The sequence below is a fragment of the Chromobacterium sp. FG22 genome (assembly GCF_057809415.1).
This window is the reverse complement of sequence record NZ_JBMDJX010000017.1, coordinates 71636-94935: the sequence shown is the minus strand read 5'-3', so window position 1 is coordinate 94935 and position 23300 is coordinate 71636. Positions and strand designations below refer to the sequence as shown.

20 protein-coding genes and 1 pseudogene are annotated in these 23300 nt (G+C 67.2%); 11 read left to right on the top strand and 10 right to left on the bottom strand.

Annotated features, from left to right (window positions below):
• Nucleotides 1-29 precede the first annotated feature (29 nt).
• The 4 genes from pgaA (at nucleotide 30) to pgaD (ending at nucleotide 6196) form a co-directional block, all read left to right on the top strand.
• Nucleotides 30-2453 (top strand): poly-beta-1,6 N-acetyl-D-glucosamine export porin PgaA, encoded by a 2424-nt coding sequence (gene pgaA, locus ACODSD_RS16780; RefSeq protein ID WP_488877872.1) that lies wholly within the window; start codon nucleotides 30-32, stop codon nucleotides 2451-2453.
• Nucleotides 2453-4411 carry a poly-beta-1,6-N-acetyl-D-glucosamine N-deacetylase PgaB gene (pgaB, locus tag ACODSD_RS16775; RefSeq protein ID WP_488877871.1) on the top strand — a complete coding sequence of 653 codons (1959 nt, stop codon included), beginning with the start codon at nucleotides 2453-2455 and terminating at the stop codon, nucleotides 4409-4411. The genes pgaA and pgaB overlap by 1 nt, the downstream gene beginning before the upstream one ends.
• Nucleotides 4412-4478: 67 nt before the next feature.
• The gene (gene pgaC / locus ACODSD_RS16770) at nucleotides 4479-5726 is read left to right on the top strand and encodes a poly-beta-1,6-N-acetyl-D-glucosamine synthase (RefSeq protein WP_227107376.1); all 1248 of its coding nucleotides are present in this window, start codon (nucleotides 4479-4481) and stop codon (nucleotides 5724-5726) included.
• Nucleotides 5723-6196 (top strand): poly-beta-1,6-N-acetyl-D-glucosamine biosynthesis protein PgaD, encoded by a 474-nt coding sequence (pgaD, locus tag ACODSD_RS16765; RefSeq protein ID WP_107799932.1) that lies wholly within the window; start codon nucleotides 5723-5725, stop codon nucleotides 6194-6196. The genes pgaC and pgaD overlap by 4 nt, the downstream gene beginning before the upstream one ends.
• Nucleotide 6197: 1 nt before the next feature.
• Here pgaD and ACODSD_RS16760 read toward each other — a convergent pair whose 3' ends face one another.
• Nucleotides 6198-6773 (bottom strand): YIP1 family protein, encoded by a 576-nt coding sequence (locus tag ACODSD_RS16760; RefSeq protein ID WP_158274302.1) that lies wholly within the window; start codon nucleotides 6771-6773, stop codon nucleotides 6198-6200.
• Nucleotides 6774-6855: 82 nt separating this feature from the next.
• On the opposite strand from ACODSD_RS16760, the gene ACODSD_RS16755 reads away from it, so the two are divergent.
• Complete coding sequence (locus ACODSD_RS16755) at nucleotides 6856-7278, top strand: MarR family winged helix-turn-helix transcriptional regulator (RefSeq protein ID WP_107799930.1); 423 nt, start codon at nucleotides 6856-6858, stop codon at nucleotides 7276-7278.
• 248 nt (nucleotides 7279-7526) lie between these two features.
• Here ACODSD_RS16755 and ACODSD_RS16750 read toward each other — a convergent pair whose 3' ends face one another.
• Together ACODSD_RS16750 and ACODSD_RS16745 are read right to left on the bottom strand one after the other, a co-directional pair.
• On the bottom strand, nucleotides 7527-8279 hold the full coding sequence (locus ACODSD_RS16750; RefSeq protein ID WP_488877870.1) for a substrate-binding periplasmic protein: 753 nt from the start codon (nucleotides 8277-8279) through the stop codon (nucleotides 7527-7529).
• An 80-nt stretch (nucleotides 8280-8359) separates the two neighbouring features.
• Entirely contained in the window at nucleotides 8360-8965 is a 606-nt protein-coding gene (locus ACODSD_RS16745; RefSeq protein WP_488877869.1) for a LysE family transporter, read from the bottom strand.
• A 100-nt stretch (nucleotides 8966-9065) separates the two neighbouring features.
• Between ACODSD_RS16745 and ACODSD_RS16740 the strand changes: the two genes are divergently transcribed.
• Nucleotides 9066-9938 carry a LysR substrate-binding domain-containing protein gene (locus ACODSD_RS16740; RefSeq protein ID WP_107799927.1) on the top strand — a complete coding sequence of 291 codons (873 nt, stop codon included), beginning with the start codon at nucleotides 9066-9068 and terminating at the stop codon, nucleotides 9936-9938.
• Between the two features lie 142 nt (nucleotides 9939-10080).
• Here ACODSD_RS16740 and ACODSD_RS16735 read toward each other — a convergent pair whose 3' ends face one another.
• The 4 genes from ACODSD_RS16735 to rtcR form a co-directional block, all read right to left on the bottom strand.
• Complete coding sequence (locus ACODSD_RS16735) at nucleotides 10081-10485, bottom strand: hemerythrin domain-containing protein (RefSeq protein WP_488877868.1); 405 nt, start codon at nucleotides 10483-10485, stop codon at nucleotides 10081-10083.
• Nucleotides 10482-11573, bottom strand: coding sequence for a DUF8744 domain-containing protein (locus ACODSD_RS16730; RefSeq protein ID WP_107799925.1), 1092 nt, complete (start codon nucleotides 11571-11573; stop codon nucleotides 10482-10484). Before ACODSD_RS16730 ends, ACODSD_RS16735 begins: the two co-directional genes overlap by 4 nt.
• A complete protein-coding gene (locus tag ACODSD_RS16725; RefSeq protein WP_107799924.1) occupies nucleotides 11570-11902 on the bottom strand; it encodes a metal-sulfur cluster assembly factor in 333 nt (110 codons plus the stop codon). Before ACODSD_RS16725 ends, ACODSD_RS16730 begins: the two co-directional genes overlap by 4 nt.
• Nucleotides 11903-11980: 78 nt before the next feature.
• Nucleotides 11981-13585, bottom strand: a complete 1605-nt coding sequence (gene rtcR, locus ACODSD_RS16720) for an RNA repair transcriptional activator RtcR (protein ID WP_488877867.1) — start codon at nucleotides 13583-13585, stop codon at nucleotides 11981-11983.
• A gap of 549 nt (nucleotides 13586-14134) precedes the next feature.
• Between rtcR and ACODSD_RS16715 the strand changes: the two genes are divergently transcribed.
• From ACODSD_RS16715 to ACODSD_RS16700, 4 genes are all read left to right on the top strand, one after another.
• Nucleotides 14135-15361, top strand: coding sequence for an RtcB family protein (locus tag ACODSD_RS16715; RefSeq protein WP_488877866.1), 1227 nt, complete (start codon nucleotides 14135-14137; stop codon nucleotides 15359-15361).
• A 144-nt stretch (nucleotides 15362-15505) separates the two neighbouring features.
• Complete coding sequence (locus ACODSD_RS16710; RefSeq protein WP_488877865.1) at nucleotides 15506-16330, top strand: nucleotidyltransferase domain-containing protein; 825 nt, start codon at nucleotides 15506-15508, stop codon at nucleotides 16328-16330.
• A gap of 104 nt (nucleotides 16331-16434) precedes the next feature.
• Nucleotides 16435-17067, top strand: a complete 633-nt coding sequence (locus ACODSD_RS16705; protein ID WP_107799917.1) for a lytic polysaccharide monooxygenase auxiliary activity family 9 protein — start codon at nucleotides 16435-16437, stop codon at nucleotides 17065-17067.
• 67 nt (nucleotides 17068-17134) lie between these two features.
• The gene (locus ACODSD_RS16700; protein WP_488877864.1) at nucleotides 17135-18565 is read left to right on the top strand and encodes a carbohydrate-binding protein; all 1431 of its coding nucleotides are present in this window, start codon (nucleotides 17135-17137) and stop codon (nucleotides 18563-18565) included.
• A 66-nt stretch (nucleotides 18566-18631) separates the two neighbouring features.
• Here ACODSD_RS16700 and ACODSD_RS16695 read toward each other — a convergent pair whose 3' ends face one another.
• Together ACODSD_RS16695 and ACODSD_RS16690 are read right to left on the bottom strand one after the other, a co-directional pair.
• Nucleotides 18632-19666 (bottom strand): ABC transporter substrate-binding protein, encoded by a 1035-nt coding sequence (locus tag ACODSD_RS16695; RefSeq protein WP_235089588.1) that lies wholly within the window; start codon nucleotides 19664-19666, stop codon nucleotides 18632-18634.
• A 395-nt stretch (nucleotides 19667-20061) separates the two neighbouring features.
• The gene (locus ACODSD_RS16690) at nucleotides 20062-20646 is read right to left on the bottom strand and encodes a cupin domain-containing protein (RefSeq protein WP_233246706.1); all 585 of its coding nucleotides are present in this window, start codon (nucleotides 20644-20646) and stop codon (nucleotides 20062-20064) included.
• Nucleotides 20647-20784: 138 nt separating this feature from the next.
• On the opposite strand from ACODSD_RS16690, the gene ACODSD_RS16685 reads away from it, so the two are divergent.
• A complete protein-coding gene (locus tag ACODSD_RS16685) occupies nucleotides 20785-22740 on the top strand; it encodes an oxidoreductase (RefSeq protein WP_488877863.1) in 1956 nt (651 codons plus the stop codon).
• Nucleotides 22741-22766: 26 nt separating this feature from the next.
• On the opposite strand, the pseudogene ACODSD_RS16680 reads toward ACODSD_RS16685, so the two are convergent.
• A pseudogene (locus tag ACODSD_RS16680) lies at nucleotides 22767-23291 on the bottom strand (NAD(P)H-dependent oxidoreductase); the annotation flags it as partial.
• Between the last annotated feature and the right edge of the window lie 9 nt (nucleotides 23292-23300).

Genomic DNA, 23300 nt, shown 5'->3' with positions numbered 1-23300 from the left:
ATGTTGAGACAGACCTTGACGGGCCAAGCATGACGCGAAATCTATTCACCAGCCTGGCGGCTGGTTTGTTGTTGGCCGGCGGCGCGGCGGGAGCGGAAACGCCGGTCTGGAAACAGCCGGAGTACGCGGCGGCCATCGTCCAGGCCCGGGCGGGGCAGACCGCGCCGGCGCTGGCGCTATTGGAGCGGGAACGCGCGCGCGGACCGTTGCCCGCGCCCTTGCTGGACGATTATCTGACCCTGCTGTGCTGGAGCGGACGCGGCGCGGAGGCCCTGCGGCTGCTGCCCGGACATGAGGCCGAGATGTCGGCGGACACCCTGGCGCGCTTGGCGCGAGCGGCGCGCGATCAGCGCGACGCGGCGGAAGCGACGCGGCTGTACCGCGTGTTGCTGGCGCGTCAGCCCGCGGCCGGCTATCGCGCCGGCCTGGCCATGGCCCAGGCCGAAGCCGGACAGGCCGCCGCCGCGCTGGCCACGCTGGACGCCGCGCCGCCCGGCGCGCCGGCCGACGAACTGGAGCTGAGCCGCGCGCGCGCTTACGTCCTGCTGCAAAGCGGGGACCTGACCCAGGCGCTGGATTATCTGATCCGCGCGCGGACGCGCTTTCCCGGAGACCCGGAACTGGAACGCAGCTATCTGGGCTGCCTGTTGCGCCTGGGCGCGCCATGGCAGGCGGACCAGGCGTCCGTTGCGGATCCCCGGCTGGCTTTGCAGATCGATTTCGACCGCGCGGCGACCTTGAGCCGTTGGGGACGCATTCAGGAAAGCCAGGACAGCGGGCCGGGCCGGCACGCGCAAACCGACGCGGCGCTGAAGCTCAATCAGGACATCGCGGCGCGGCCGGAAGCCGCGCGGCCGCCGTTCGCCGCGCTGGCGGCGGACGACCGCGTGCAAATGCTGCAGCAGCGCGGCCTGTCGGCGCAGGCCGTCGCACTGGACCGGCAGAGCGCCGGCCAGGCGTGGTCGCCGTACGCCCGCGCGGCCTTGGCCGACGCCTATCTCAACCAGCGCCAGCCGCTGCGCGCCGAGGAACTGTACCGCTCGGCGCTGCGCGACGCGCCGCAGGCGGACGAGGCCTTGGATTGGCGCATCGGCCTGGTCTACGCCCTGCTGGAGTCCGGCCAGCACGCGGCCTGCCGCCGGGAACTGACCGCCTTGCAAGCCGCCACGCCCCGGCAGAAGACCGAGCGCGCCAGCGGCCGGCGCGTGTTCAATCCGGCGTTTCAGCGCGTGGCCTTGCTGGACGCGATGGTCACCGCCTATCAAGAGGACACCCGCGGCGGCTGGGAGCGGATGGAAGCCCTGCTGGACGAGGCGTCGTTCAACCCGGAGCTGCGGCAGAACCAGGGCAGCCTGGCCCTGATGCGCGGCTGGCCGCGGCGCGCGCGCGGCGTATTCACCCGGCTGGGCGTGGACGAACCGGACCAGCCGGAAGCGGCGGCGACCGGCTTGGCCGGCGCGGCGCTGGACTTGCAGGAGCTGGACGAGGCGGACCGTCAGTTGCAACGGTTGAACGAACTGGACGTGGACAACGCCGGCGTGCGCCAGTTGCGGGAGCGCGCCCGGCTGGAACGGCGGCCGGAACTGGTGCTGGAAGGGAAGAAGGATTTGAGCGGCGGCCAGGGCGCGGGCGAGCAGAACGCCTGGGAGAGCTCGGTGCGGCTGTATTCCTCGCCGTTCGGCCACTGGCGCTTGTTCGGCCTGCATCAGCTGCAACGCGCCAGTTATGTGAACGAGACGGCGTCGGCCCGTTACGAGGCGCTGGGCATGGGCGCGGAATGGCGGGGCGAGCAGGGGCGAGGCGAATTCGGCCTGACCGGCCAGATCGACGGCGGACGGCGCGGCGGCGTTTTCGCCGGCTACGACTGGACGCCGGACGACTATTGGACGCTGGGCGCGCGCTTTGAATTGAACAGCGCCGAAGCGCCGTTGAAAGGCCGCCTGGACGATGTGCGCGGCAACCGGACCCAGCTGAGCCTGCAGTACCGCGCCGACGACTACCGCAGCTACGCCTTGCAAGCCGAGGCCCTGTCCTTGTCCGACGGCAATCTGCGCCGCGCCGTGTCCGCCAACTGGGACCAGCGCTGGGTCAGCGGACCGCGCTACAAACTCAACACCATTTTGACGCTGGCGGCCAGCGCCAACGACGCGGTGACGTCCGCCCGCTATTTCAATCCGCGCGCCGACGGCGAGGCCTCGGTGACGGCGATGCAGGAATGGAAGTTGTGGGGCGAATACGAAACCACCTGGCATCAGCGCCTGGGGCTGACGCTGGGCACTTACACCCAGCGCGACTTCGGCGCCGGCGGCGTGTGGGGGCTGCTGTTGGAACAGGAGTGGCGCTGGGGCAGCCGCGGCAGCCTGCGTTACGGCTTCACCCGGGTGCGCCACCCCTATGACGGCAAGGCGGAAACCGGCAACAAGGTTTATCTCAATCTGGATTGGCGCTTCTGATGAAAATGAAACAATGGCTGGCGGCCCTGACGACGGCCTGCCTGTTGTGGACCGGCTGGGCGCAAGCGGCGGCCGGGCGCTTGGTGATTCTGTGCTACCACGAGGTGGACAAGACCGACAGCGGCGCCTCGGACCCGTTCGCGGTGGACGCCCGCGCGCTGGTGAAGCAAATGGAGTGGATGCGCGGCCAGGGCTACAGCTTCGTCAGCCTGCAACAGGTGCTGGACGACCGCGCCGGCGGCAAGCCCTTGCCGGACAAGGCGGTGCTGCTGACTTTCGACGACGGCTACCGCAGCGTGTACACCAATGTCTATCCGGTGCTGAAGCTGTTCCGGGCGCCGGCCGTGATCGCGCTGGTGGGCAGCTGGCTGGAAGCGCCCGAGGGCAGCCAGGTCAGCTACGGCGACGGCGTGGCGGGGCGGAGCAAATTCCTGAGCTGGGCGCAGATCCGCGAAATGCGGGCCAGCGGCCTGGTGGAAGTGGCCAGCCACAGCTACGCCTCGCATCTGGGCGTATTGGCCAATCCCCAGGGCAATCTGGAACCGGCGCTGACCGCCCGCGCCTTCCGCGCCGGCGGCTATGAAAGCGAATCGGCCTATCTGGCGCGCATCCGCGACGATTTGCGCCGCAACAGCGCGCTGCTCAAGGCGCGGCTGGGCGTGGCGCCCAGGGCGATGGTATGGCCCTACGGCAGCTACTCGCCGCAAGCGGCGGGGGTGGCGGCGCAGGAGGGCATGCCGGTGACCATGGGGCTGGGCGCGGGCATCAACGTCCGCGACACCCCGCTGTCCTCGCTGCGCCGGGTGTTGCTGGACGCCAATATGGACCTGGGCGATCTGGCTTATCAATTCAAGCAGCTCAACGGCTGGCCGGACGGCGTCCGGCCGGAACCCAGCCGCATCATGCACGTGGACCTGGACTACATCTACGATCCCGATCCCAAACGCCAGGACGAAAACCTGGGCCGGCTGCTGGACCGGGTCAAGGCCATGGGCGCGAGCACCGTTTACCTGCAGGCCTTCGCCGATCCCGACGGCGACGGCGTGGCGCAAGCGCTGTATTTCCCCAACCGCCACCTGCCGATGCGCGCGGACCTGTTCAACCGCGCCGCCTGGCAATTGCAGACCCGGGCCAATGTCAGGGTTTACGCCTGGATGCCCTTATTGGGCTTCGCGCTGCCGGCCGGCCATCCGCTGGCCGGCGAGCGGGTGCTGGCGGAGCAGGGCGGCGGCGCTCAGGCCAAGGTGCAGGGCTATGCGCGGCTGACCCCGTATTCGCCGCCGGTGCGCCAACTGATCCGCGAGATTTACGAAGACCTGGCGCGCAGCTCGCGTTTCAGCGGCCTGCTGTTCCACGACGACGCCACCCTGTCCGACTTCGAAGACGCCGGCCCGGCGGCGCGGCAGGCGCGGCAAGGGCGGGGCCTGGCCGCCAGCGTGGCCGACGTGCGCGCGGACCCGGAGCAGATGGCGCGCTGGACGCGCGACAAAACCGCCTTGCTGGACGATTTCAGCATGGAGCTGGCGGCCGTGGTGCGCCAATACCAGCCGGATTTGCGCACCGCGCGCAATCTCTACGCCGAGGTGGTGCTCAATCCGGAGTCGGAAACCTGGTTCGCCCAGTCCTTCGACAGCGCGCTGAGCCGCTACGACCGGGTGGCGGTGATGGCGATGCCCTATATGGAAAACGCGGCCCAGCCCAAGGCCTGGCTGCGGCGGCTGTTCGACAAGCTGGCGGCCAAACCCGGCGCGCTGGAAAAAACCGTGTTCGAACTGCAGGCCGTCGATTGGCGCAGCCGCAAGCCGATTCCCACCGCGGAGCTGGCGGCCACGGTGCGCGAACTCAACACCCTGGGCGCGCGGCACATCGCCTACTACCCGGACGACCTGTTCCAGGACCAGCCCAGGCTGAAGACGTTCAAGCGAGTGTTTTCGCTGACGGCGAGGCCGGAAGAATGAAGGCCGGCGGCGGGAGACCGCATGGACGATTGATGACCCGTCGCATCAAGGGGCGAGGAGAAGTGTTGTGAACCTGGCATTGATACTGCTGCTGGCATATGCCTTTTTTTATCCGTTGTTCATGGCTTATCTGTGGATGGTGGGGGCGGTGCATTACTACCTCCACTACGAAAGAAAAGATCCGCCGCTCAATCAGCCGCCGGCGCTGGACTATCCGCCGCTGAGCGTGGTGGTGCCCTGCTACAACGAGGAAGACAATGTGCGCGAGACTTTGGCCTACGCGCTGGCGCTGGACTATCCGGACTTCGAAGTGATCGCGGTCAACGACGGCAGCCGGGACGCCACCGGCGCCATCCTGGACGAACTGGCCGCCGCCCATCCGCGGCTGCGGGTGGTGCACCAGGCCACCAACCAGGGCAAGGCGGTGGGGCTCAACACCGCGCTGGCGCTGGCGCGCCACGAATACCTGCTGTGCATAGACGGCGACGCGCTGCTGGACCCGTACGCGGGCAAATGGCTGATGCGCCATTTCCTGACTTCGCCGCGCGTGGGCGCGGTCACCGGCAACCCGCGCATCCGCAACCGCACCACCCTGCTGGGACGGCTGCAGGTGGGCGAATTCACCGCCATCATCGGCCTGATCAAGCGCGCGCAGCGCACTTACGGCCGATTGTTCACCGTTTCCGGCGTGATCACCGCCTTCCGCAAGACCGCGGTTTACCAGGCGGGCTACTGGAGCGAGGACATGCTGACCGAGGACATCGACATCAGCTGGAAACTTCAGCTCAAGCACTGGAACGTGCGCTTCGAACCGCGCGCGCTGGTGTGGATTCTGATGCCGGAAACCCTGCGCGGGCTGTGGAAACAGCGGCTGCGCTGGGCCAAGGGCGGCACCCAGGCGCTGATGCGCAACGCCTGGGTGCTGCGCACCTGGCGCCACCGCCACATGTGGCCGGTGTATTCCGAGTACTTCCTCAGCGTGGTGTGGTCCTACACCATGGCCGGCATTATCGTCTATTGGCTGCTGAGCCTGGTGTTGGGCGACTGGCTGCCCCAGATGGGCACGCCGTTGATTCCGCGCTGGCACGGCATGGTGCTGGGCGGCACCTGCATGCTGCAATTCATGATCAGCAAGATGATGGACAGCCAGTACGACGCCAAGCTGGGCAAGAACTACTACTGGATGGTGTGGTATCCGCTGGTTTACTGGCTGCTCAACGTCTGCACCACCATCGTGGCCTTCCCGCAGGCGGTGTTCCGCAAAAAGGGCAAGCGCGCGCGCTGGGTCAGCCCGGACCGGGGGGTGAGGGCATGAGCCGGCTGGGAGACGGCCTGATCATCCAGGCCGCGCACAATATGAGCGCCTTGCAGCGGCTGCTGTCCTGGCTGATGACCCTGGCGTGCTGGCTGGCGTGGATCTATTTGTGGCTGCCGGCCCTGGCCTATGTCGGCTACCTGATCTGGGGCCGGGACGTGTTGCCGGCGGCGCTGCGCGCGCAGGACGCGCCGGAGCACCTGGGCAGGCTGCGCGATTACGGCTTCGAAATCGCGCTGATCGGGCTATGCCTGCTGCTGTGGTCGCGCATCAACTACTGGCGCTTCGCCGGCAAGCAGAAACGCAGCCCGATCCCCAACGTCACCCTGGAAAAACTGGCGGAAGACCTGGGCGTGTCTCCGGACGAGCTGCGCGAGGGCCAGGCCGCCAAGGTGGCGGTGGTCCATCATTGCGGCGAGGGCGGCATCGCCCGCATCGAAACCGTGACGCGGCTGCCGCCGCCCGGCTGAGTCACCAGCCGCCGAACAAGGGCAGCAGCACCAAGGCCAGCAACAGCGCCCAGGCGGCCGCGCCGGCGCACAGCGCGCTGTACGCGAAGTGCTGCGACTCCACCTCCTCCTCCAGCCCCAGCATGGCCGGCGCGCCGTGGTAGAGCAGGGCGAAGGCCGCGGCCAGGCCCAGCAGCGCGCCCAGCAGATTGAAGGCGAGATCCGGCGCCAGCAAGGCCAGGCTGGACAGCCACAGCGGCACCGCCGCGCCGGCCGCCAGCAAGAAGCAATCCTTGAAGCTCGCGGCCAGCTTGTGGCTGGCGGCCAGCGTTTGCAGCGTCCAGGCCATCAGCGGCACGGTGGCCAGTTCGGCGACGAAGAACAGCGCGGCGGCGGCGAGCCAGCGCTCCATGCCGGCGTCGGGCGCGTAAAGCCGGCCGTGAGCCAGGCCGGCGTAGCAAATCATCAGGGCGGGCAGCAGCGAGAACGGCAGCACCAGCTTCCACATCAGGCGGCGCGGCGACGGCGCGCGCCCGCGCAACTCGTCCCAGCCGCCGTGGCTGGAAAACAGCATCTTCGGATAATGGCTCAGTTTCATGGCGAAGCTCCTTGAGGACGAGTCTGGCATGGCGGGCGGAACATACTCTCAATATGTATCATGATGTGATATAAATTCAAGCATGAATCCCTTTCCAGACTCCCCCATCCTGAGCAAGGCGGATTTTGAACGCCTGTCCGAATTCCGCCATCAACTGCGCGTGTTCCTGCGGTTCAGCGAAGACGCCTGCCGCGGCCACGGCCTGACGCCGCTGCAATACCAACTGCTCTTGCACGTGCAAGGCTATCCGGGCCGCGACTGGGCCACCGTGGGCGAACTGGCCGAGCGGCTGCAATCCCACCACCACGGCGTGGTGGCGCTGGTCAGCCGCTGCGAGGAGCTGGGCCTGGTGCAGCGCCGGCCCGGCCGCGAGGATCGGCGGCAGGTGGAAATCCATCTGACCGAGGCCGGACGCAATCAGGCGCAGGCGCTGGCCGCGCTGCACCGCGACGAAATCCGTCTGCTGCGCGACAAGCTTGCGCCGCCGGGCTTCGACCCGGCTTAGAACCTGTTTACGATCTGCTGCGCGTCGGCGATACCGCGTTAAAAACAAACTCAAAATGCTCATGTACCGTATGTACACTCCGCTTTTTCGCTTGTTTTCGCCTTGTCTCGCCTTAGCTCGCAAGATCGTAAACCGGTTCTTAGACCCGCTAACAAAAGCCCCTGATCCTGCGTTGTACGGGTACTGTAGCTTCGCAGAAACTTCGTTTTCTGCGTCGGCGCGTCTCTGCGAGGTTTTGTTCGCGGCTCTCAATCGCCCAGATAGCGCCGGCGCAGCAGCCGCAGCCGGCCGTCGGCGGCGAGGCGGTTCAAGGCCTGCTGCAAACGCCGGGCGCGCTGCGGCGGCGTGGCCGGGTTGAGAGCGAACCAGTACTGGCCGCCGCCGTCCAGCAAATAGGCCGGCGCCGCCGTGCGCGGCGGCAACTTCAGCTTGTCCAGATGCCAGCGCATCGCCCAGTCCAGCATCGCCACCAGATCGACGCGATCCAGCAGCAGTTTGTTCAGATTGGCCGCGTCGTCCTGGCCGGCGTCCAGCCCCTCGCGCCGCGGGTCCAGCGCCGCCAGCCGGTTGAAGGCGGCGGAGCCGGCCAGCGCCCCCACGCGATAGCGCCGCGCGTCCGCCGCGCCGCTCAGGCGGATGTCGCGGCGGGCGGACAGCCGGTACAGGAAGACGCGGCGCGGGCCTATCGGCCCCACCCACTGGAATTGGGCTTCCCGCTCGGGCGTGCGCACCATGGCGAACAACAGCGCGTCCGGCGTTTTTCGCACCGTGGCGTAAGCGCGCAGCCAGGGCTGCACCTCGATTGCCAGGCTAAGCCCGGCTTCCTCCGCGACCAGGCGCAAAACCTCGGCGGCATAGCCCTTGACCTTGCCGTTTTCCACATAGCTGAGCGGCGGCAGGTCCTCGGTATAGGCCTTGATGTCGGCCGCCGCCGTCGTCAGCGCCCAGCATGCGCCGAGCGCCGCCAGCAGCGGGCGGATGAGAGTCCCCGGTATGACCATTTCTTGTCCGTTATGCGTGATGGTTCACAGCATGGCAGTTTGCCAGACAAAAGGGCCGGTTTGATGACAAATGGGCGGTTTCAGCGCAGCGCCAGCGCGGCGCCCAGGCCGATCAAGGCGCAGCCTATGACGCGGTTCAAGCCGCGCTGACGGCGCAACATGCCGGCGTGCAGCCGCGGCTGGGTGAACAGCAAGGCCACCAGCGCGAACCAGGCCAGATGGGCGGCGGAGATGAACAGGCCGTAGCCCGCGCGCAGCGACAGCGGCGTGTCCGCGTTGACCGCCTGACTGAACAGGCTGAGCACGAACAGTGAAGTCTTGGGGTTGAGCGCATTGCACAGCAGGCCGGCGCGCAGCGCGGCCCAGGCGCTCTGCCGGCCGCCGCGGGCGGCGGGGCCGGCGGCCAGTGGCGGCTGGACGAAGGTGCGGTAGCCGATGTAGAGCAGGTAGGCGGCGCCCAGCAGCTTGAAGCCGGCCAGCAGCCAGGGCGTGCGGCTGAGCAGCAGACTGACGCCCAGCAGCGCGCACAGCACGTGGAATTGCACGCCCAAAGCGATGCCGAAAGCGCCCAGCAGCCCGTGGCCGCGTCCGTATTGCAGGCTGTTGCGGGTGATGACGGCGAAGTCGGCGCCGGGGCTGATCACGGCGAGCAGGGTCAGCAGGGCTACGGTCAGGAGTTCGTTCATCGCGACAAGGCTTTCAAAGGGAGACGCGGCGATTGTCGCGGGCTTGGCGCGCGGTGAAAATCGATTTATTGTCCTTGCATTGCGTGAGGAAAAATCACAGATGAGCTATCGCATTCCGGCCTTGACCGCCGTTCGCGCCTTTGAAGCCGCCGCCCGCCACGGCAGCTTCGTCAAAGCCGCCGCCGAGCTGTGCGTGACCCACGGCGCGGTCAGCCGCCAAGTCAAGCAATTGGAGGAAGGGTTGGGCGTGGCCCTGTTCGAGCGGCGCAACCGGGCGGTGTTTCTGACCGCGGCCGGCGAAAGCTTCCGCCAAAGCTGCGCCGAGGCGCTGCGCGTGCTGGAGCAAGGCGCGGCCCGCGCGCAAAGGCAGGCGGACGCGCCCTTGCGGCTGTCTTGCGAACCCACCATCGCGATGCGCTGGCTGATTCCGCGCTTGCCGGCCTTCCAGGCCGAACATCCCGACATCGAGCTGCTGCTGTCCGCCGCCGGCGGGAAAGTCGATTTTTCCTCACAGAGAATCGACCTGGCGCTGCGCCGCGACGACAGCGGCTGGAACCTGGGCGACCACGTGGCCGAAGTGGCGCGGGAACGGATGGGGCCGGTGTGCGCGCCGGCGCGGCTGCAGGCCGCGGGCGGAGACTGGCGCGCCTTGCCCCTGCTGCACGCGGACAGCCGGCCGGAAGCGTGGAGCCGCTGGCTGGCGGCGCAGGGAGAGGCGGCGGCGGGGGAGGCCGGACGCTTCGAGCATTTTTACCTCAGCCTGCAGGCGGCCGAGGCCGGTTTGGGGCTGGCCATCGCCTCGCTCTATATGGCGGCGGACGCGCTGGCGTTGGGGCAATTGACGGCGCCGGCCGGTTTTCGCGAGGACGGCTCCAACTATGTGCTGCTGTCGTCGCGGCCCTTCGATGGTGACCCGCGCCGGCGGGCGGTGCTGGATTGGTTGCGCCGGCAGATGGAGCGGAATCTGACTTAAGAACGTGTTTACGATCTCGTGAGCTCAGGGGAGACAAGGCGTTGCGGCGGAGAAAGCGGAATGTACGCGTGGTACATGAGCATTTCGAAAGGGGGCTCACCGTGTCACGCATCCACGATGCGCAGCAGATCGTAAAGCGGTTCTAAGAGCTGAGCGGATCGCCGGCCGGGAGACCCGCCTGAAAGCGTTCGAACAGCTCGCGCTCTTCGAAGCGCACATGGTCTTGCAGCAGTTCGGCGAAGCGCGCCAGCGTCGTCGCTTGCGGCGCGGCCAATTCCGCGATCAGCGCGCGCAGCCGGCGGTGTTCATCCAAGGCCCGGGCGGCCAGCGCCGCGTGTTCCGTCTGCGCCAGTTGCGGCAGCAGCGTCGCTTCTTCTTCCGCGAAATGCGGCTCCAGCGCCTCCGCGCTCCAGGCGCGCAGCGCGGTGGCCAGCTGGGTTTGCCGCTCCGGATCGCCGGATTCGACGGCCAGCCGGGCCTGGCGCGCCATTTTCAAGGCGTGGTGGTGTTCTCGGGACAATTCCAGCAGCGCGGGGTGTCGCTTCATGAGGTGGCTTCTTTCTGGCCTGGCTTCGCCGGCGCGCGGCCGCGCCGCAGGCTGCTCAGCAGCAGGATGATGAAAAACAGCAGGGTCAGCGCATTGAGCAGGCCGGCCGCGCGCCGCCAGGCGAAAGCGCCGTCCAGCATGCCGTACAGCCGCAGCAGCAAGGACAGATGCAGGGCCGCCAAGGGCGCGTAGAACAGCGGGCGGTAAGGCAGTTTCAGCCGCGTCAGCGCCGGAATGATGATGGGCGCGTGGCCGAACACCATGGAAAACACAAAGCCCAGGCCCACCGCGTGCAAGGCCGCGTCGCGCCAGGGATGGCCGGGCAGCAGCGCGCCGGCCAGGCCCAATGCGCCGGCGACGGCCAGCCAGCCGTAGCCGCAGAGCAGGGCGACGGCGATATAGCGGGTCAGCCCGCGCTGGCGCGCATTGCGCCGGGCGATGTCGTGGCGCAGCAGCCAGACGGCCAGCGCCAGCAAGGCCGCCGCGTACAGCCGCAGACCGGCGTCCGGCCGCCACAGCGACAGGACCGCGCCGCCGCCCAGCGTCAGCGCCGCCAGCGCGAAGCCGCGCCGGGCCGTGGAAGACAGCGGCAGCAAGCGGGTCAGTTCCAGCCGTTCGCCGGCAATGGTCAGGATCAGGAAGGCCAGCCACCAGGGCACGGCCGTCTGCAGATCGCCGCCCAGCTGCCAGGCCAGCGCGCCGATCAGCCAGCACAGCGCGGCGGCGGCCAGGGTCAGGGTGAAGGCGGCGGCCTGACGCCGCAGCACCTGGACGCTGCCGGCCAGCAAGACGGCGGCGGCCAGCGTTTGCAGCCACTGCGCCGCCGGCGGCGGCAGGCCGGCGATCAGGCACAGACCGGACAAGCCCGCGGCCGCCGGCGCCAGCAAGGCCCAGCCGCGGTTCAAGGCCACCGCCCGCTCCAGGCTGATCACGCCGCCGAAGAAGGCGCCTATCATCAGCGCGCCGTGCCAGCCGGCCAGCGCCGCGGCGGCGGCCGGCACGGCCCAGCCCAGGCGCGCCAGACCGGCCAGCGCGCCGCAGAGCAGGGCCAGCGCGGCCAGACCCAGCCAGGGCAGCCGGGCCTTCATGCCTGCCAGCCGAAATGGCGGCGGCTGTCCTCGCTCATTCTTTCCGGCGACCAGGCCGGCTCCCACACCAGATTGACGTGGATGCGGCGCTGCGGCGGCAGGCCGTGGGTAAGCGCGAACTCCACCTCGTCCAGAATCATTTCGCCCATCGGACAGGCGGGCGAGGTCATGGTCATCTCGATCAACAGCTGTTCCGCTTGCGGATCGATGCGATAGACCAGGCCGAGGTCGATGATGTTGACGCCGATTTCCGGGTCTATGACCTGGCGCAGCAAGCTGCGCGCCAAGTCCACTTCCTGTTGCTGTTCGGCTGAGAGCGGGTCCGGCATGGTGGTCGCCTTTAAAGGTATATGTTTATTACACCTTATGGATGCTACGCCGGCGGCGGGGAGCGGGCAATAGCCCGTTCAGCCTAAATCGCGGCGGCGCACTCGCTCCCAATCCAGGCCGAAGCGCGCCAGATACTTGCGCAGCCGGTCCGCGTCGTTGGGCTGGGCCTTGAGCTGGCGCGAGGCGGCGAACAGCCGGCGGCCGGCTTCGGACAGCGTGGCGGCGTCGCGACAGACGCGCAACACGCCTTCCAGCTGCATGCGGTCGAACAGGTCCAGCTGCGCCAGCCGCTCCGGGTCCAGCGCCGCCAGTGCCTCGTCCCTTGCCTCGTCCTGCGTCTCGTCTTGCCAACCGTGACGCAGCCGCGCGATCTCCTCGCTGACGCCGTCCTCGTCGATGCGGCCGGCGTCGGCCAGCGTGGCCATGCGCGTCACCGAGGCGGACAGCTCGCGGAAATTGCCTTGCCAGCGCGCCTGCGGCGAGGCGGCGAAGGCGAGGTAGGCGCGGCGCGCCTCGGCGTTGAAGCGGGCGCGCAGGCCGTGCTGCTCGGCGTGGCGCGCCAGCTCGAACTCCAGATTGGGTTCGATGTCCTCGCGGCGCTCGGCCAGGCCGGGCAGATCGAAGCTCCACAGATTGATGCGCGCGTACAGATCCTCGCGGAAGCGGCCGGCGCGCACCCATTGGCGCAAGTCCCGCACCGTGCCGCAGATCAGCTGGAAATTGCTGTGCACCTCGCAATCGCCGCCAAAAGGGAAGAAGCGTTTCTCCTCTATGGCCTTGAGCAGCATCGCCTGCTCGTCCAGGCCCAGCTCGCCTATCTCGTCCAGAAACAACATGCCGCCGTCCGCGCTGCGCAACAGGCCGGCGCGCTCGCCGTGCGCGCCGGTGAACGCGCCCTTCACATGGCCGAACAGCGCGGACATCGCGCTGTCGCCGCGCAGGGTGGCGCAATTGACCTCGACAAAGCGGCCGTCCAGCCGGTGACGCGTCTTTTTCAGCTGGTAGAGCCGGCGCGCCAGCTGGCTCTTGCCGGCGCCGGTGGGGCCGCTGAGCAGGATGGGCGCGTCGGAGCGCACCGCCACCCGTTCGATCTGCTCGATCATGCGGTTGAAGCGCGGGTTGCGGGTGGCGATGCCGGACTTGAGAAAGGACACGGTGTCGTCGCTCTCCTGACGGAAACGTTGCGCGATCTGGTCGTAGCGCGACAGATCCAGGTCGATGAGGCTGACCTCGCCGGCCAGGCGCTGGCCCTGGCGCGCCGGCGAACTTTGCAGCAGCCGCGCCGGCAGGTGGCGGGATTCGGTGAGCAGGAACCAGCAAATCTGCGCCACATGCGTGCCGGTGGTGATATGAACCAGGTAATCCTCGTGCTCGGTGTCGAAGGCGTAGCGCGCGGCGAAGTCGTGCAAGGCCGCGTACATCTCCTCGAAATCCCACGGGTCTTGCAGATTGACCGGATGCAGCCGCACCTCGGTGCCCGGCGACACCGCGGCGATATCCTGCGCCGTCAGTTGCGCCAGCCGCGCATGATGGTTGTCGTGCAGCAACTCCAGCCGCCGCAGCGGCATGTCGGGCTGCGCGCAAATGCCCACCGAGGGCCGCCATTTCTTCCAGCGCTCGGCGCCGTGGCCGCGCCGGTCCAGCACCGTGCCCAGGAAACCAATCGCCACTCTATCGTGCATATATTATCTATTTGGATAATTGAATAGACTATTTTATCAAAAAAGACTTGATGACGGTTTTGCCGAAACCGACGGCGCGGACCTGGGTTGGAGGATTGTTATTGTTAAATCAATGGCTTGAATGTTTAATTTCAAGTTGTCATGAAGCTGGCACGATTCTGGCAATACGCGGAACGGGCGCGGCGGCGCAAGCCTGCCCGCGCCTTGGGGCGAAGCGCGCCGGCGGCGCGCTAAGAACCTGTTCACGATCTGCTGCGCTTCGTGAAGCGTTGCACGGTGAGCACAAGCATCAAAAATGCTCATGTACCACGAGTACATTCCGCTTTTTCGCTTGTTTTCGCCTTGTCTCGCTCTTGCTCGCGAGATCGTGAACAGGTTCTAAGACCCGCTAACAGAACCCCTGATCCTGCGTTGCGCCTCCTTGTCGCACGACTGGTGCTGTCGCTTCGCAGACACTTCGTTTTCTGCGTCGGCGCGCCTTGGCTCAGGTAGGCAGCGCGGTTTTGTTAGCGGCTCTAAAAACAGATATGCACAAAGAAAGACAAGAATATGACCGTGAATCCCTATCAAACCCTGCTGGCGCCCAACGGCGCGCCTATCAAAATGTGGACGCAAGGCGTGCCAGTGGAAGACGCCGCGCGCCAGCAGCTGTTGCAGACCGCGCAACTGCCCTTCATCTTCCGGCACCTGGCGGTGATGCCGGACGTGCATCTGGGCAAGGGCTCCACCATAGGCAGCGTGATCCCCACGGTGGGGGCCGTCATTCCGGCGGCGGTGGGCGTGGACATCGGCTGCGGCATGATGGCGGCGCGCACCACCTTGAGCGCCGCGGACCTGCCGGACCAGCTGGGCGGCTTGCGGAGCGCCATTGAAGCCGCGGTGCCGCACGGCCGCAGCGCCTCCCGCTCCGGCCGCGACAAAGGCGCTTGGCAGCGGCCGCCGGCCGGCGTGGACGCCGCCTGGGCGCGGCTGCTGCCGGGTTTCGACGCCATCGCGGCCAAATACCCCAAGCTGGCGAAAACCAATAACCACCTTCACCTGGGCACGCTGGGCACCGGCAATCACTTTGTCGAAGTGTGCCTGGACGAGGCGGACCGGGTCTGGTTCATGTTGCACTCCGGTTCTCGCGGCGTGGGCAACGCCATCGGCAATCTGTTCATCGAACTGGCCCAGGCGGACATGCGCGGGCATATCGCCAATCTGCCGCACCGCGAGCTGGCCTATTTCGAAGAAGGCAGCCGTCATTTCGACGACTACGTGGAAGCGGTGGGCTGGGCCCAGGACTACGCGCGCCAAAACCGCCTGTTGATGATGCGCCAGGCGGTGGACGCCGCCCGCGGCGTGATAAGCAAGCCCTTCGACGCCGAAGTGGAAGCGGTGAACTGCCACCACAACTACGTGCAGCGCGAGACCCACTTTGGCCGCGAAGTGCTGGTGACGCGCAAGGGCGCGGTGGCCGCCCACAAGGGCCAGTTGGGCATCATTCCCGGCTCCATGGGCGCCAAGAGCTTCATTGTGCGCGGCCTGGGCAATGAGGAAGCCTTCTGTTCCTGCAGCCACGGCGCCGGGCGCGCGATGAGCCGCTCCGAAGCCAAGCGCCGCTTTGACCTGGAAGACCAGCGCCGCGCCACCGCCCATGTGGAATGCCGCAAGGACGCCGAGGTGATCGATGAAATCCCGATGGCTTACAAGGACATCGACGCGGTGATGGCGGCGCAGTCCAGCCTGGTGGAGGTGGTGCACACCTTGCGCCAGGTGGTGTGCGTGAAAGGATGAGCGGCGGTTCATGATCGGGCGCGCGGCGGGGCGGGCCAGCGCGGGAGCGGTTTTTAAGCTTCTTTGCTAGCCGTCCGGCCTGCGCGCGGCGGACATTGAATAGCAGCTAAAGCAAGCCCCTAGGCAGGGCTGGAGACAAAGATAATGCGAGAATTTTTATTTCAACACCCGCTGGAAGACGCGATGCGCGAGCGGGTGCGGCGCGAACTGGACGCGCTGGAAGGACGGCACCGGGTGCGAGTGCTTTACGCCTGTGAATCCGGCAGCCGCGCCTGGGGTTTTCCGTCGCCGGACAGCGATTACGACGTGCGCTTCATCTACGTGCACGAGCCGGAATGGTATTTGCGCGTGATGCCGCAGCGCGACGTGATCGAACTGCCGATCAACGATGAGCTGGACATCAGCGGCTGGGAGCTGCGCAAGGCGCTGCGCCTGCTGCAAGGCTCCAACCCCACGCTGTGCGAATGGCTGCAATCGCCGCTGGTGTACCGGGCGGATCCGCAGGCGCTGCGGCTGCTGCGCGGCCTGGCGCCGGACTTCCGCTCCGACCTCAAATGCCGTTGGCACTACCTGGCGATGGCGCGCAAAAACTTCGACGCCCACCTGCAGGGCGACAGCGTGTGCCTGAAAAAATACCTGTACGTGCTGAGAGCCCTGTTGGCGGTGCGTTGGCTGGACGCCGGCCGCGGCATGCCGCCGACGCGTTTCGCCCAACTGGCCGCCGGCACCGTAGACGACGCCGAACTGGCCGCCGAGATCAACCGCCTGCTGGCGGTGAAGATCGCCTGCGGCGAGACCATGCGCGGACCGCGCCGCCCGCGGATCCACGCTTTCATCGAGCGGCAGCTGGCGGCGGCGGAACCGGCGCCGGCCCTGGCGCGGCCCAGCGGCGACAACGCGCGGCTGGACCAAGCCTTGTGGCGGCTGGCCAGGCCGCTAGACTATGAGCTGAAATTGGTGTCCAGCTGAAAGGACAGCATTGCGTATTCCATCGGGATAATAAGATGTGGGCGGCGGGCGGTACGGACTTGCGCCGGACGCCGCCGTCCTGACATCAACCCGGGGGTATCCTGATGAGCTACACCAATGTCGAATCCAGGCCTGGCCAACAGCCGCGCCATGGCCAAGTGTTCAAGCCGGAATCGCGCGGCCAGTTCTGCGTGGACGGCGTCAACGCCCAATGCCCGCTGCAAAGCTGGCAGGTCAACGGCCTGGAAGGCGGCAAATTCTTCCCCGCCGGCGCGGGCGGCCTGCGCGACCCGCTGGCGCCGGACGACGTGGCCAATGTGGCCCCGCCGGCGGACGGCAAGATAGCCAGCGCCGGCCAGGCCTTCGCCGCGGTGCTGGACGAGCAGAGCGCCGAGCGTTGGCACAAGCACCCGGTCAAATCCGGTCAGGCGCAGGAATTCCACTGGAGCTATCACGCCGTCCACCTGACCCGGCGCTGGAACTACTTCATCACCAAGCCCGGCTGGAATCCCAATCAGCCGCTGAGCCGCGCCCAGTTCGAGTCCGAGCCTTTCTATAAAGTGGAACTGACCGCCCAGCCTTACTGGTCCCACGGCGCCGAACTGATGCCGCCGGACCCCACCATCCACAACGTCAGGCTGCCGGAGCGCCAGGGCTATCACGTGGTGCTGGCGGTCTGGGAAGTGGCCGACACCGGCAACGCCTTTTATCAGGTGATCGATTTCGACTTCAGCTGATCGACGCGCATCGCGCAAGGCGCGGCGGCCTGGGCCGCCGCTGTCGTCTCCATGAAAGGAAGGGCAGATGAATCAATTCGCCAAGCCGGAACGGCGCGCGCTGAGCGACGACGCCTCATTGATGCCGGAGATCGCGGGCAACTTCTTGATGGGCTTCTGGCACAACTGGCCGTCGGAGCCGGGCAACGGCTACCAGCGCGGCCAGTCCGCGGACCTGCCGCTGGCGGAAACCCCGGCCGACTACAATATCGTGGCGGTGGCCTTCATGAAGGGCGCCGGCATTCCCACTTTCAAACCCTACAATCTGAGCGATCAGGCCTTCCGCGAACAAGTGGGCGAACTCAATCGCCAGGGACGGGCGGTGCTGATCTCGCTGGGCGGCGCGGACGCCCACATCGAACTGCATGCCGGGCAAGAGCAAGCGCTGGCCGACGAAATCGTCCGCCTGGTGGAAACCTACGGCTTCGACGGCCTGGACATCGATCTGGAGCAAAGCGCCATCGCCGCCGCCGACAACAGCGCGGTGATCCCGGCCGCGCTCAAGCGGGTCAAAGACCGTTACGCCGCCGAGGGCCGCGGCTTCATCATCAGCATGGCGCCGGAATTCCCCTACCTGAAGACCGGGGACAAATACGCGCCTTATCTCGCCGCGCTGGACGGCTATTACGACTTCATCGCCCCGCAGTACTACAACCAGGGCGGCGACGGCGTCTGGGTGGACGAGCTGAACGCCTGGCTGTCTCAGGACAACCAGGAGCAAAAAGAAGACTTTCTTTATTACCTGACCGATAGCCTGATCAACGGCAGCCGCGGCTTCCTGCGCATTCCGGCGGACAAGTTCGCCATCGGCCTGCCGGCCAACAACGACGCCGCCGCCACCGGCTATGTGGCGGACCCCGGCGCGGTGTACCGCGCCTTCAGCCGCCTGGCCGCCGACGGCAATCCCATCCGCGGCTTGATGACCTGGTCCGTCAACTGGGACGCCGGACGCGACGCCGGCGGCCGGCCGTACGACTGGGGCTTTGTCCGCGACTACGCCGAACTGATCCACGGCGAAAGCGGCGGCAACCGGCCGGGCGCGCCGCAAAACCTCAAGGTGGACAGCCGCAGCGACACCGCCATCAGCCTGAGCTGGGAAGCCTCCCAGGGCGGTGAACAGCCGGTGGCGCATTACCAGCTGCACCGCGACGGCCAGCCGGCGGGGGAGACCAGCGCGCTCAACTACTTGGACAGCGGCCTGCGGCCCGGCACCGCCTACCGTTATTTCGTCACCGCGCTGGACGCCGCCGGCCACGCCTCCGGCCCCAGCAACAGCGTGAGCGCCAGCACCAGCGGCGGCGGGCCGGAGCCGGAGTTTCCGGAGTGGTTGAACGAGCACGATTACCTGGTGGACGACGGCGTCAGCTACCAGGGCCAGCTTTACCGCTGCCTGCAAGCGCACCGCTCCAACCCCGGGTGGACGCCGGACGTGGCCTTCACCCTGTGGCGGCTGGCCTGAGCCTAGCCTGGCGGCCCGCCGTTGCGGCGGCGGGCTGATTAAAGCTTGCGGGATGAGCGGCGCCGCTTACGGCCGCTTGGCCGCCCAACTGGCGAAGCGCTGCTCCAGCGCCTCGCCGTGATCGGTCCAGAAGGCGGCATCCATCGCCAGCGAGCCGGCCATATTGGCCGGGTGGCTGGGCAGCTCGGACTGAACCGCCGCCGGCAACAGGCTGAGCGCTTTGCGGTTGCTGGGGCCGTAGGGCATCTGCTCCGAATACAGCTTTTGCTGCTCCGGCCGGCTGGCGAAGGCGATGAACTTCAGCGCCTCGTCCTTGTTGGGCGAGCCCTTGGGAATGGCCCAGTAGCTGAACTCGCTGATATTGTTGCGCCACACCATGCGCAGCTTGCGGCCCTCGCGCCGCGCCAGGCTGATGCGGCCGTTGTAGGAAGAACTCATCACCACGTCGCCGGACAGCAGGTATTGCGGCGGCTGGGCGCCGCTTTCCCACCACTGGATATAGGGCTTGAGCTGATCCAGCTTGCGAAAGGCGCGGTCCACCCCGGCCGGCGTGGCCAAGGTTTTGTAAACCTCGGCCGGCGGCACGCCGTCCGCCAGCAGCGCGATCTCCAGCGTGTAGGGTGCGCCGCGGCGCAATGCCCGCTTGCCGGGGAAGCGCTTCACGTCCCAGAAATCGCGCCAGCTTTGCGGCGCGGTTTTCAGCTTGTCCTCGTTGTAAGCCAGCACCATGGAGGCCAGGAACATGCCGATGGCGCAAGGCTGAGCCGCGCCGGGCACAAAGTCCGCCTTGTCGCCTATCCGCCGGTAATCCAGCCTCTCCAGCAAGCCCTCCTCACAGCCGCGCCCCTGCGCCGCGGCGTCCACCTCCACCGCGTCCCAGCGCGAGCGGCCGGTGGCCGCCATCGCCTTGATCTTGGCGAACTCTCCGTTCCAGGCGTCCGCGACGATGCGCACGCCGCTTTGACGTTGATAGGGCGCGTAATAGGCGCGCGATTGCGCCGCCTGGTTCTCGCCGCCGTAGGACACCACCACCAGCTGGTTGGCGGAGGCGACGCCGCCGGCCAGCAGGCTGGCGGCGATGCTCAGATGCGTCAATTTCATGATCGGTCTCCTCTGATGCTGCGTGGCCGGCTTATCCGCGCCGGCCGGGACAGTCTAGGAAGCGATCAAAAAACTGTAAAATTTATTTTGATTTTATTAAAAAACTGTTGCGGTATCGGCAGGCTTTGAGCGGGCCGGGCGCTGCGCAAGCCCGCGCGGGAAAAACGAAAGCCGCTGAGGGAGCGGCTTTGCTTGGGGGGCATTTCGACGCGGTACTCGCCGTGCAACGCTTCACGACGCGCAGCAGATCGCAAACAGGCTCTTCAAAGTCTCGCGGGCTAAGGCGAGACAAGGCGAAAACGAGCGAAAAAGCGGAATGTACACGTGCTACATGCGCATTCTGAAGATGGTTTCAACGCCGTATCGCTGAAGCGCAGCAGACTTTGGCCTGGTTCTCAGAAGCTGGGCGGAGTAATCACCCATATCACGATGGTCTCGCCGCTGCCCGGATTGCGGTAGCGGTGCGGCTCGCTGCTGGAATAGGCGAAGCTGTCGCCCTGTTCCAGATGAAACTGGCGCTCGCCCACAAACAACTCCAGCGATCCCTTGAGCACAAAGCCGGCTTCCTCGCCGTTGTGGCTGTAGCCCTCGTCGCAGCTGGCGCCGGGAGGAATCAGGCAATGGATCATCTCCAATTGGCGCTGGTTCTTGGGCGTCAGCAAATGGTCGACGAAACCGCTCTGGTAATCCAGCCGCGGCCGCTGATCGCGGCGCACGATGTAGTCCTTCTCGTCCTCGGCCTGCTCGGCGGCGCCGTTGAAAAACCACTGCACCGTCACGCCCAGGCTGCGGGCGATATTCACCAGCGCGTTGATGGACGGCTGGGCCAGCTCGCGTTCGATCAGGCTGATGTGGCCCACGGACAAGCCGCTGGTTTCGGCCAGCCGGCTCAGCGTCAGGCCCTGGCGTTTGCGCAGTTGTCGGATGCGGGCGCCCAGCTGCAGCGGGGCGTCGGCGGCGGATGTTGCGTTTTTGCTCACGATGAAATCCTGTGCCGCGGCGTGTGTTCGCGGTTCTGACTTGTATTTTATTAAAAAAATTTGCAATAAATTTTAATTTAAGCAAAATCAAACTACCATAGAGCTGGCGTCCGCCAAACCCGATCAAAGGTCCACGCGATGAGCACCTTGTTCCCCTTGCTGTTCTCCCCGCTGCGCATCGGCCCGGCGCTGCTGAAGAATCGTATCATGTCCACCGGCCACGACACCGTGCTGCCGGTGGACGGCCGGGTCAGCCCGGCGCTGGTGGCCTACCACCGGGCGCGGGCGCGCGGCGGCGTCGGCCTGATCGTGCTGCAAGTCTCGGGCGTCCACGAAACCGCGCACTACACCTCGCACGCCCTGATGGCCACAGACGACAGCTGCGTGCCCGGCTACCGGCAACTGGCCGAGGCCGTGCACGCCGAAGGCTGCAAGCTGTTCGCCCAGCTGTTCCACCCCGGCCGCGAAATCATGGAAAGCGCCGACGGCCTGCTGAGCGTGGCCTACGCGCCTTCGGCGACCCCCAGCGAGCGCTTCCACGTGCAGCCGCGCGCGCTGAGCCGCGAAATGATAGATGAAATCGTCGCCGGCTACGGCGCGGCCGCAAGGCGGCTGCGCGCCGCCGGCGTGGACGGCGCCGAGATCGTCGCCAGCCACGGCTATCTGCCGGCGCAATTCCTCAACCCGCAAGTCAACCGCCGCCAAGACGGCTATGGCGGCGACGACGCCGGCCGGCTGCGCTTCCTGCGCGAAGCGGTGGCCGCCGCTCGCGCCGGCGGCGGGCCGGGCTTTGTGGTGGGCCTGCGCATCTCCGCCGGCGAGGAAGAAGGCGAGGGCATGGACGCCGAGCGGGCGCTGGCGGCCACGCGGGCGCTGGAGAGCGAACTGGACTACGTCAGCCTGGTGGCTGGCAGCTCCGCCACCCTGGGCGCGGCCATCCACATTGCGCCGCCGATGGCGCTGCCGGCCGCCTACCTGGCGGCGCAGGCGGCGCGCTTCAAGCGCGCGCTGAGCATCCCGGTGCTGCTGGCTGGGCGCATCAACCAGCCGCAAGAGGCCGAGCAAGTGCTGGCCGGCGGCCAGGCTGATGCTTGCGGCATGACCCGCGCGCTGATCTGCGATCCGGAACTGCCGGCCAAGGCCGAACAGGGCCGGCATGAGGACATCCGCGCCTGCATAGGCTGCAATCAAGCCTGCATCGGCCGCTTCCACCGCGGTCTGCCCATCTCCTGCATCCAACACCCGCAAAGCGGCCGCGAACTGGAATACGGCGAACCGCGGCCGGCTGCCGCGCCGCGGCGAGTGCTGGTGGCCGGCGGCGGCCCGGCCGGCATGAAGGCGGCGGTGATCGCGGCGCAGCGCGGCCACCAGGTCAGCCTGTACGAAGCCGGCCCGCAACTGGGCGGCCAGGCGCTGCTGGCGCAACTGCTGCCCGGCCGCGCGGAATTTGGCGGCCTGATCACCAATCTGGAGCGGGAACTGCAAGTGGCCGGCGTGGAAGTGAGGCGCAACGTCAGGGTAGACCGCGAACTGGTGCGGCGGCTGGCCCCGGACGCGGTGGTGGTGGCCACCGGCGCGCGGCCGCGCTGGCCGGCGCTGGAAGGCGGCGGCGCCATGCAAGTGCTGGACGCCTGGCAAGTGCTGCGCGGCGAGGCGGTGCGGGGCGGCAAGGTGCTGGTGGCGGACTGGCGCTGCGACTGGATCGGCCCCGGCATCGCGCTGCGGCTGGCCGCCGCCGGCCACCAGGTGAGGCTGGCGGTCAACGGCACCCATGCCGGCGAAGCGCTGCAAATGTATGTGCGCGACCACCTGGCCGGCCAACTGCAGCGCGCCGGCGTGGCGGTAACGCCGTACGCGCGGCTGTACGGCCACGACGACGACAGCGTGTACTTGCTGCACACCGCCAGCGAGGAGGCGATGGTGGAGAGCGAAGTGGACTGCCTGGTGCTGTGTCAGGGGCATCAGGCCGAGGATGGTTTATGGGAGGAACTGAGCGGCTGCGGCGCCGAACTGCACGCGATAGGCGATTGCCTGGCGCCGCGCACCGCGGAAGAAGCCGTTTATGAAGGCATGCGGCTGGGCTGGCGTTTGTAGCCGCCGTCAGCCGGCGATATGCGCCGTCAGAACCTGTTCAAAGTCTCGCGAGCAAGGGCGAGACAAGGCGAAAACAAGCGAAAAAGCGGAATGTACTCGTGGTACATGAGTATTTTGAGCTTGTTTTTAACGCCGTATCGCTGAAGCGCAGCAGACTTTGAACAGGTTCTCAGGCCGCTGGCGTCGGCGGCTACCTGTTCGCCCAAAGTATGGCCGTCCGGGTAATCGCCGCCGTTCTGGCGGCGGAAGGGGATGGGCGCTTCGTCGAATACCCCAAGCAGCCTTTGCCGCCAGGCGTCCTTGGCCGCGTCTATATCGGCGGCGGAAAGACGGTTGGCGTCGTATACCGCATGGGTGGGCAGCACCTCCATGCCGGGGTAGAACAGGCAGCCGTGTGTCACAGGAAACAACAGTTGCTCCAGCGGCCCGTTGATGCCGCGCGGGCCGTAGTCCCGCTCCTGCCCGCCCACCATCGCGGCCAGCATCGCGCGTTTGCCGCTCAGCGCGCCGTCGCCGTAGCGCCAGCGATTGCCCTCGTTGCGGTAGCCATAGGCGAAGCC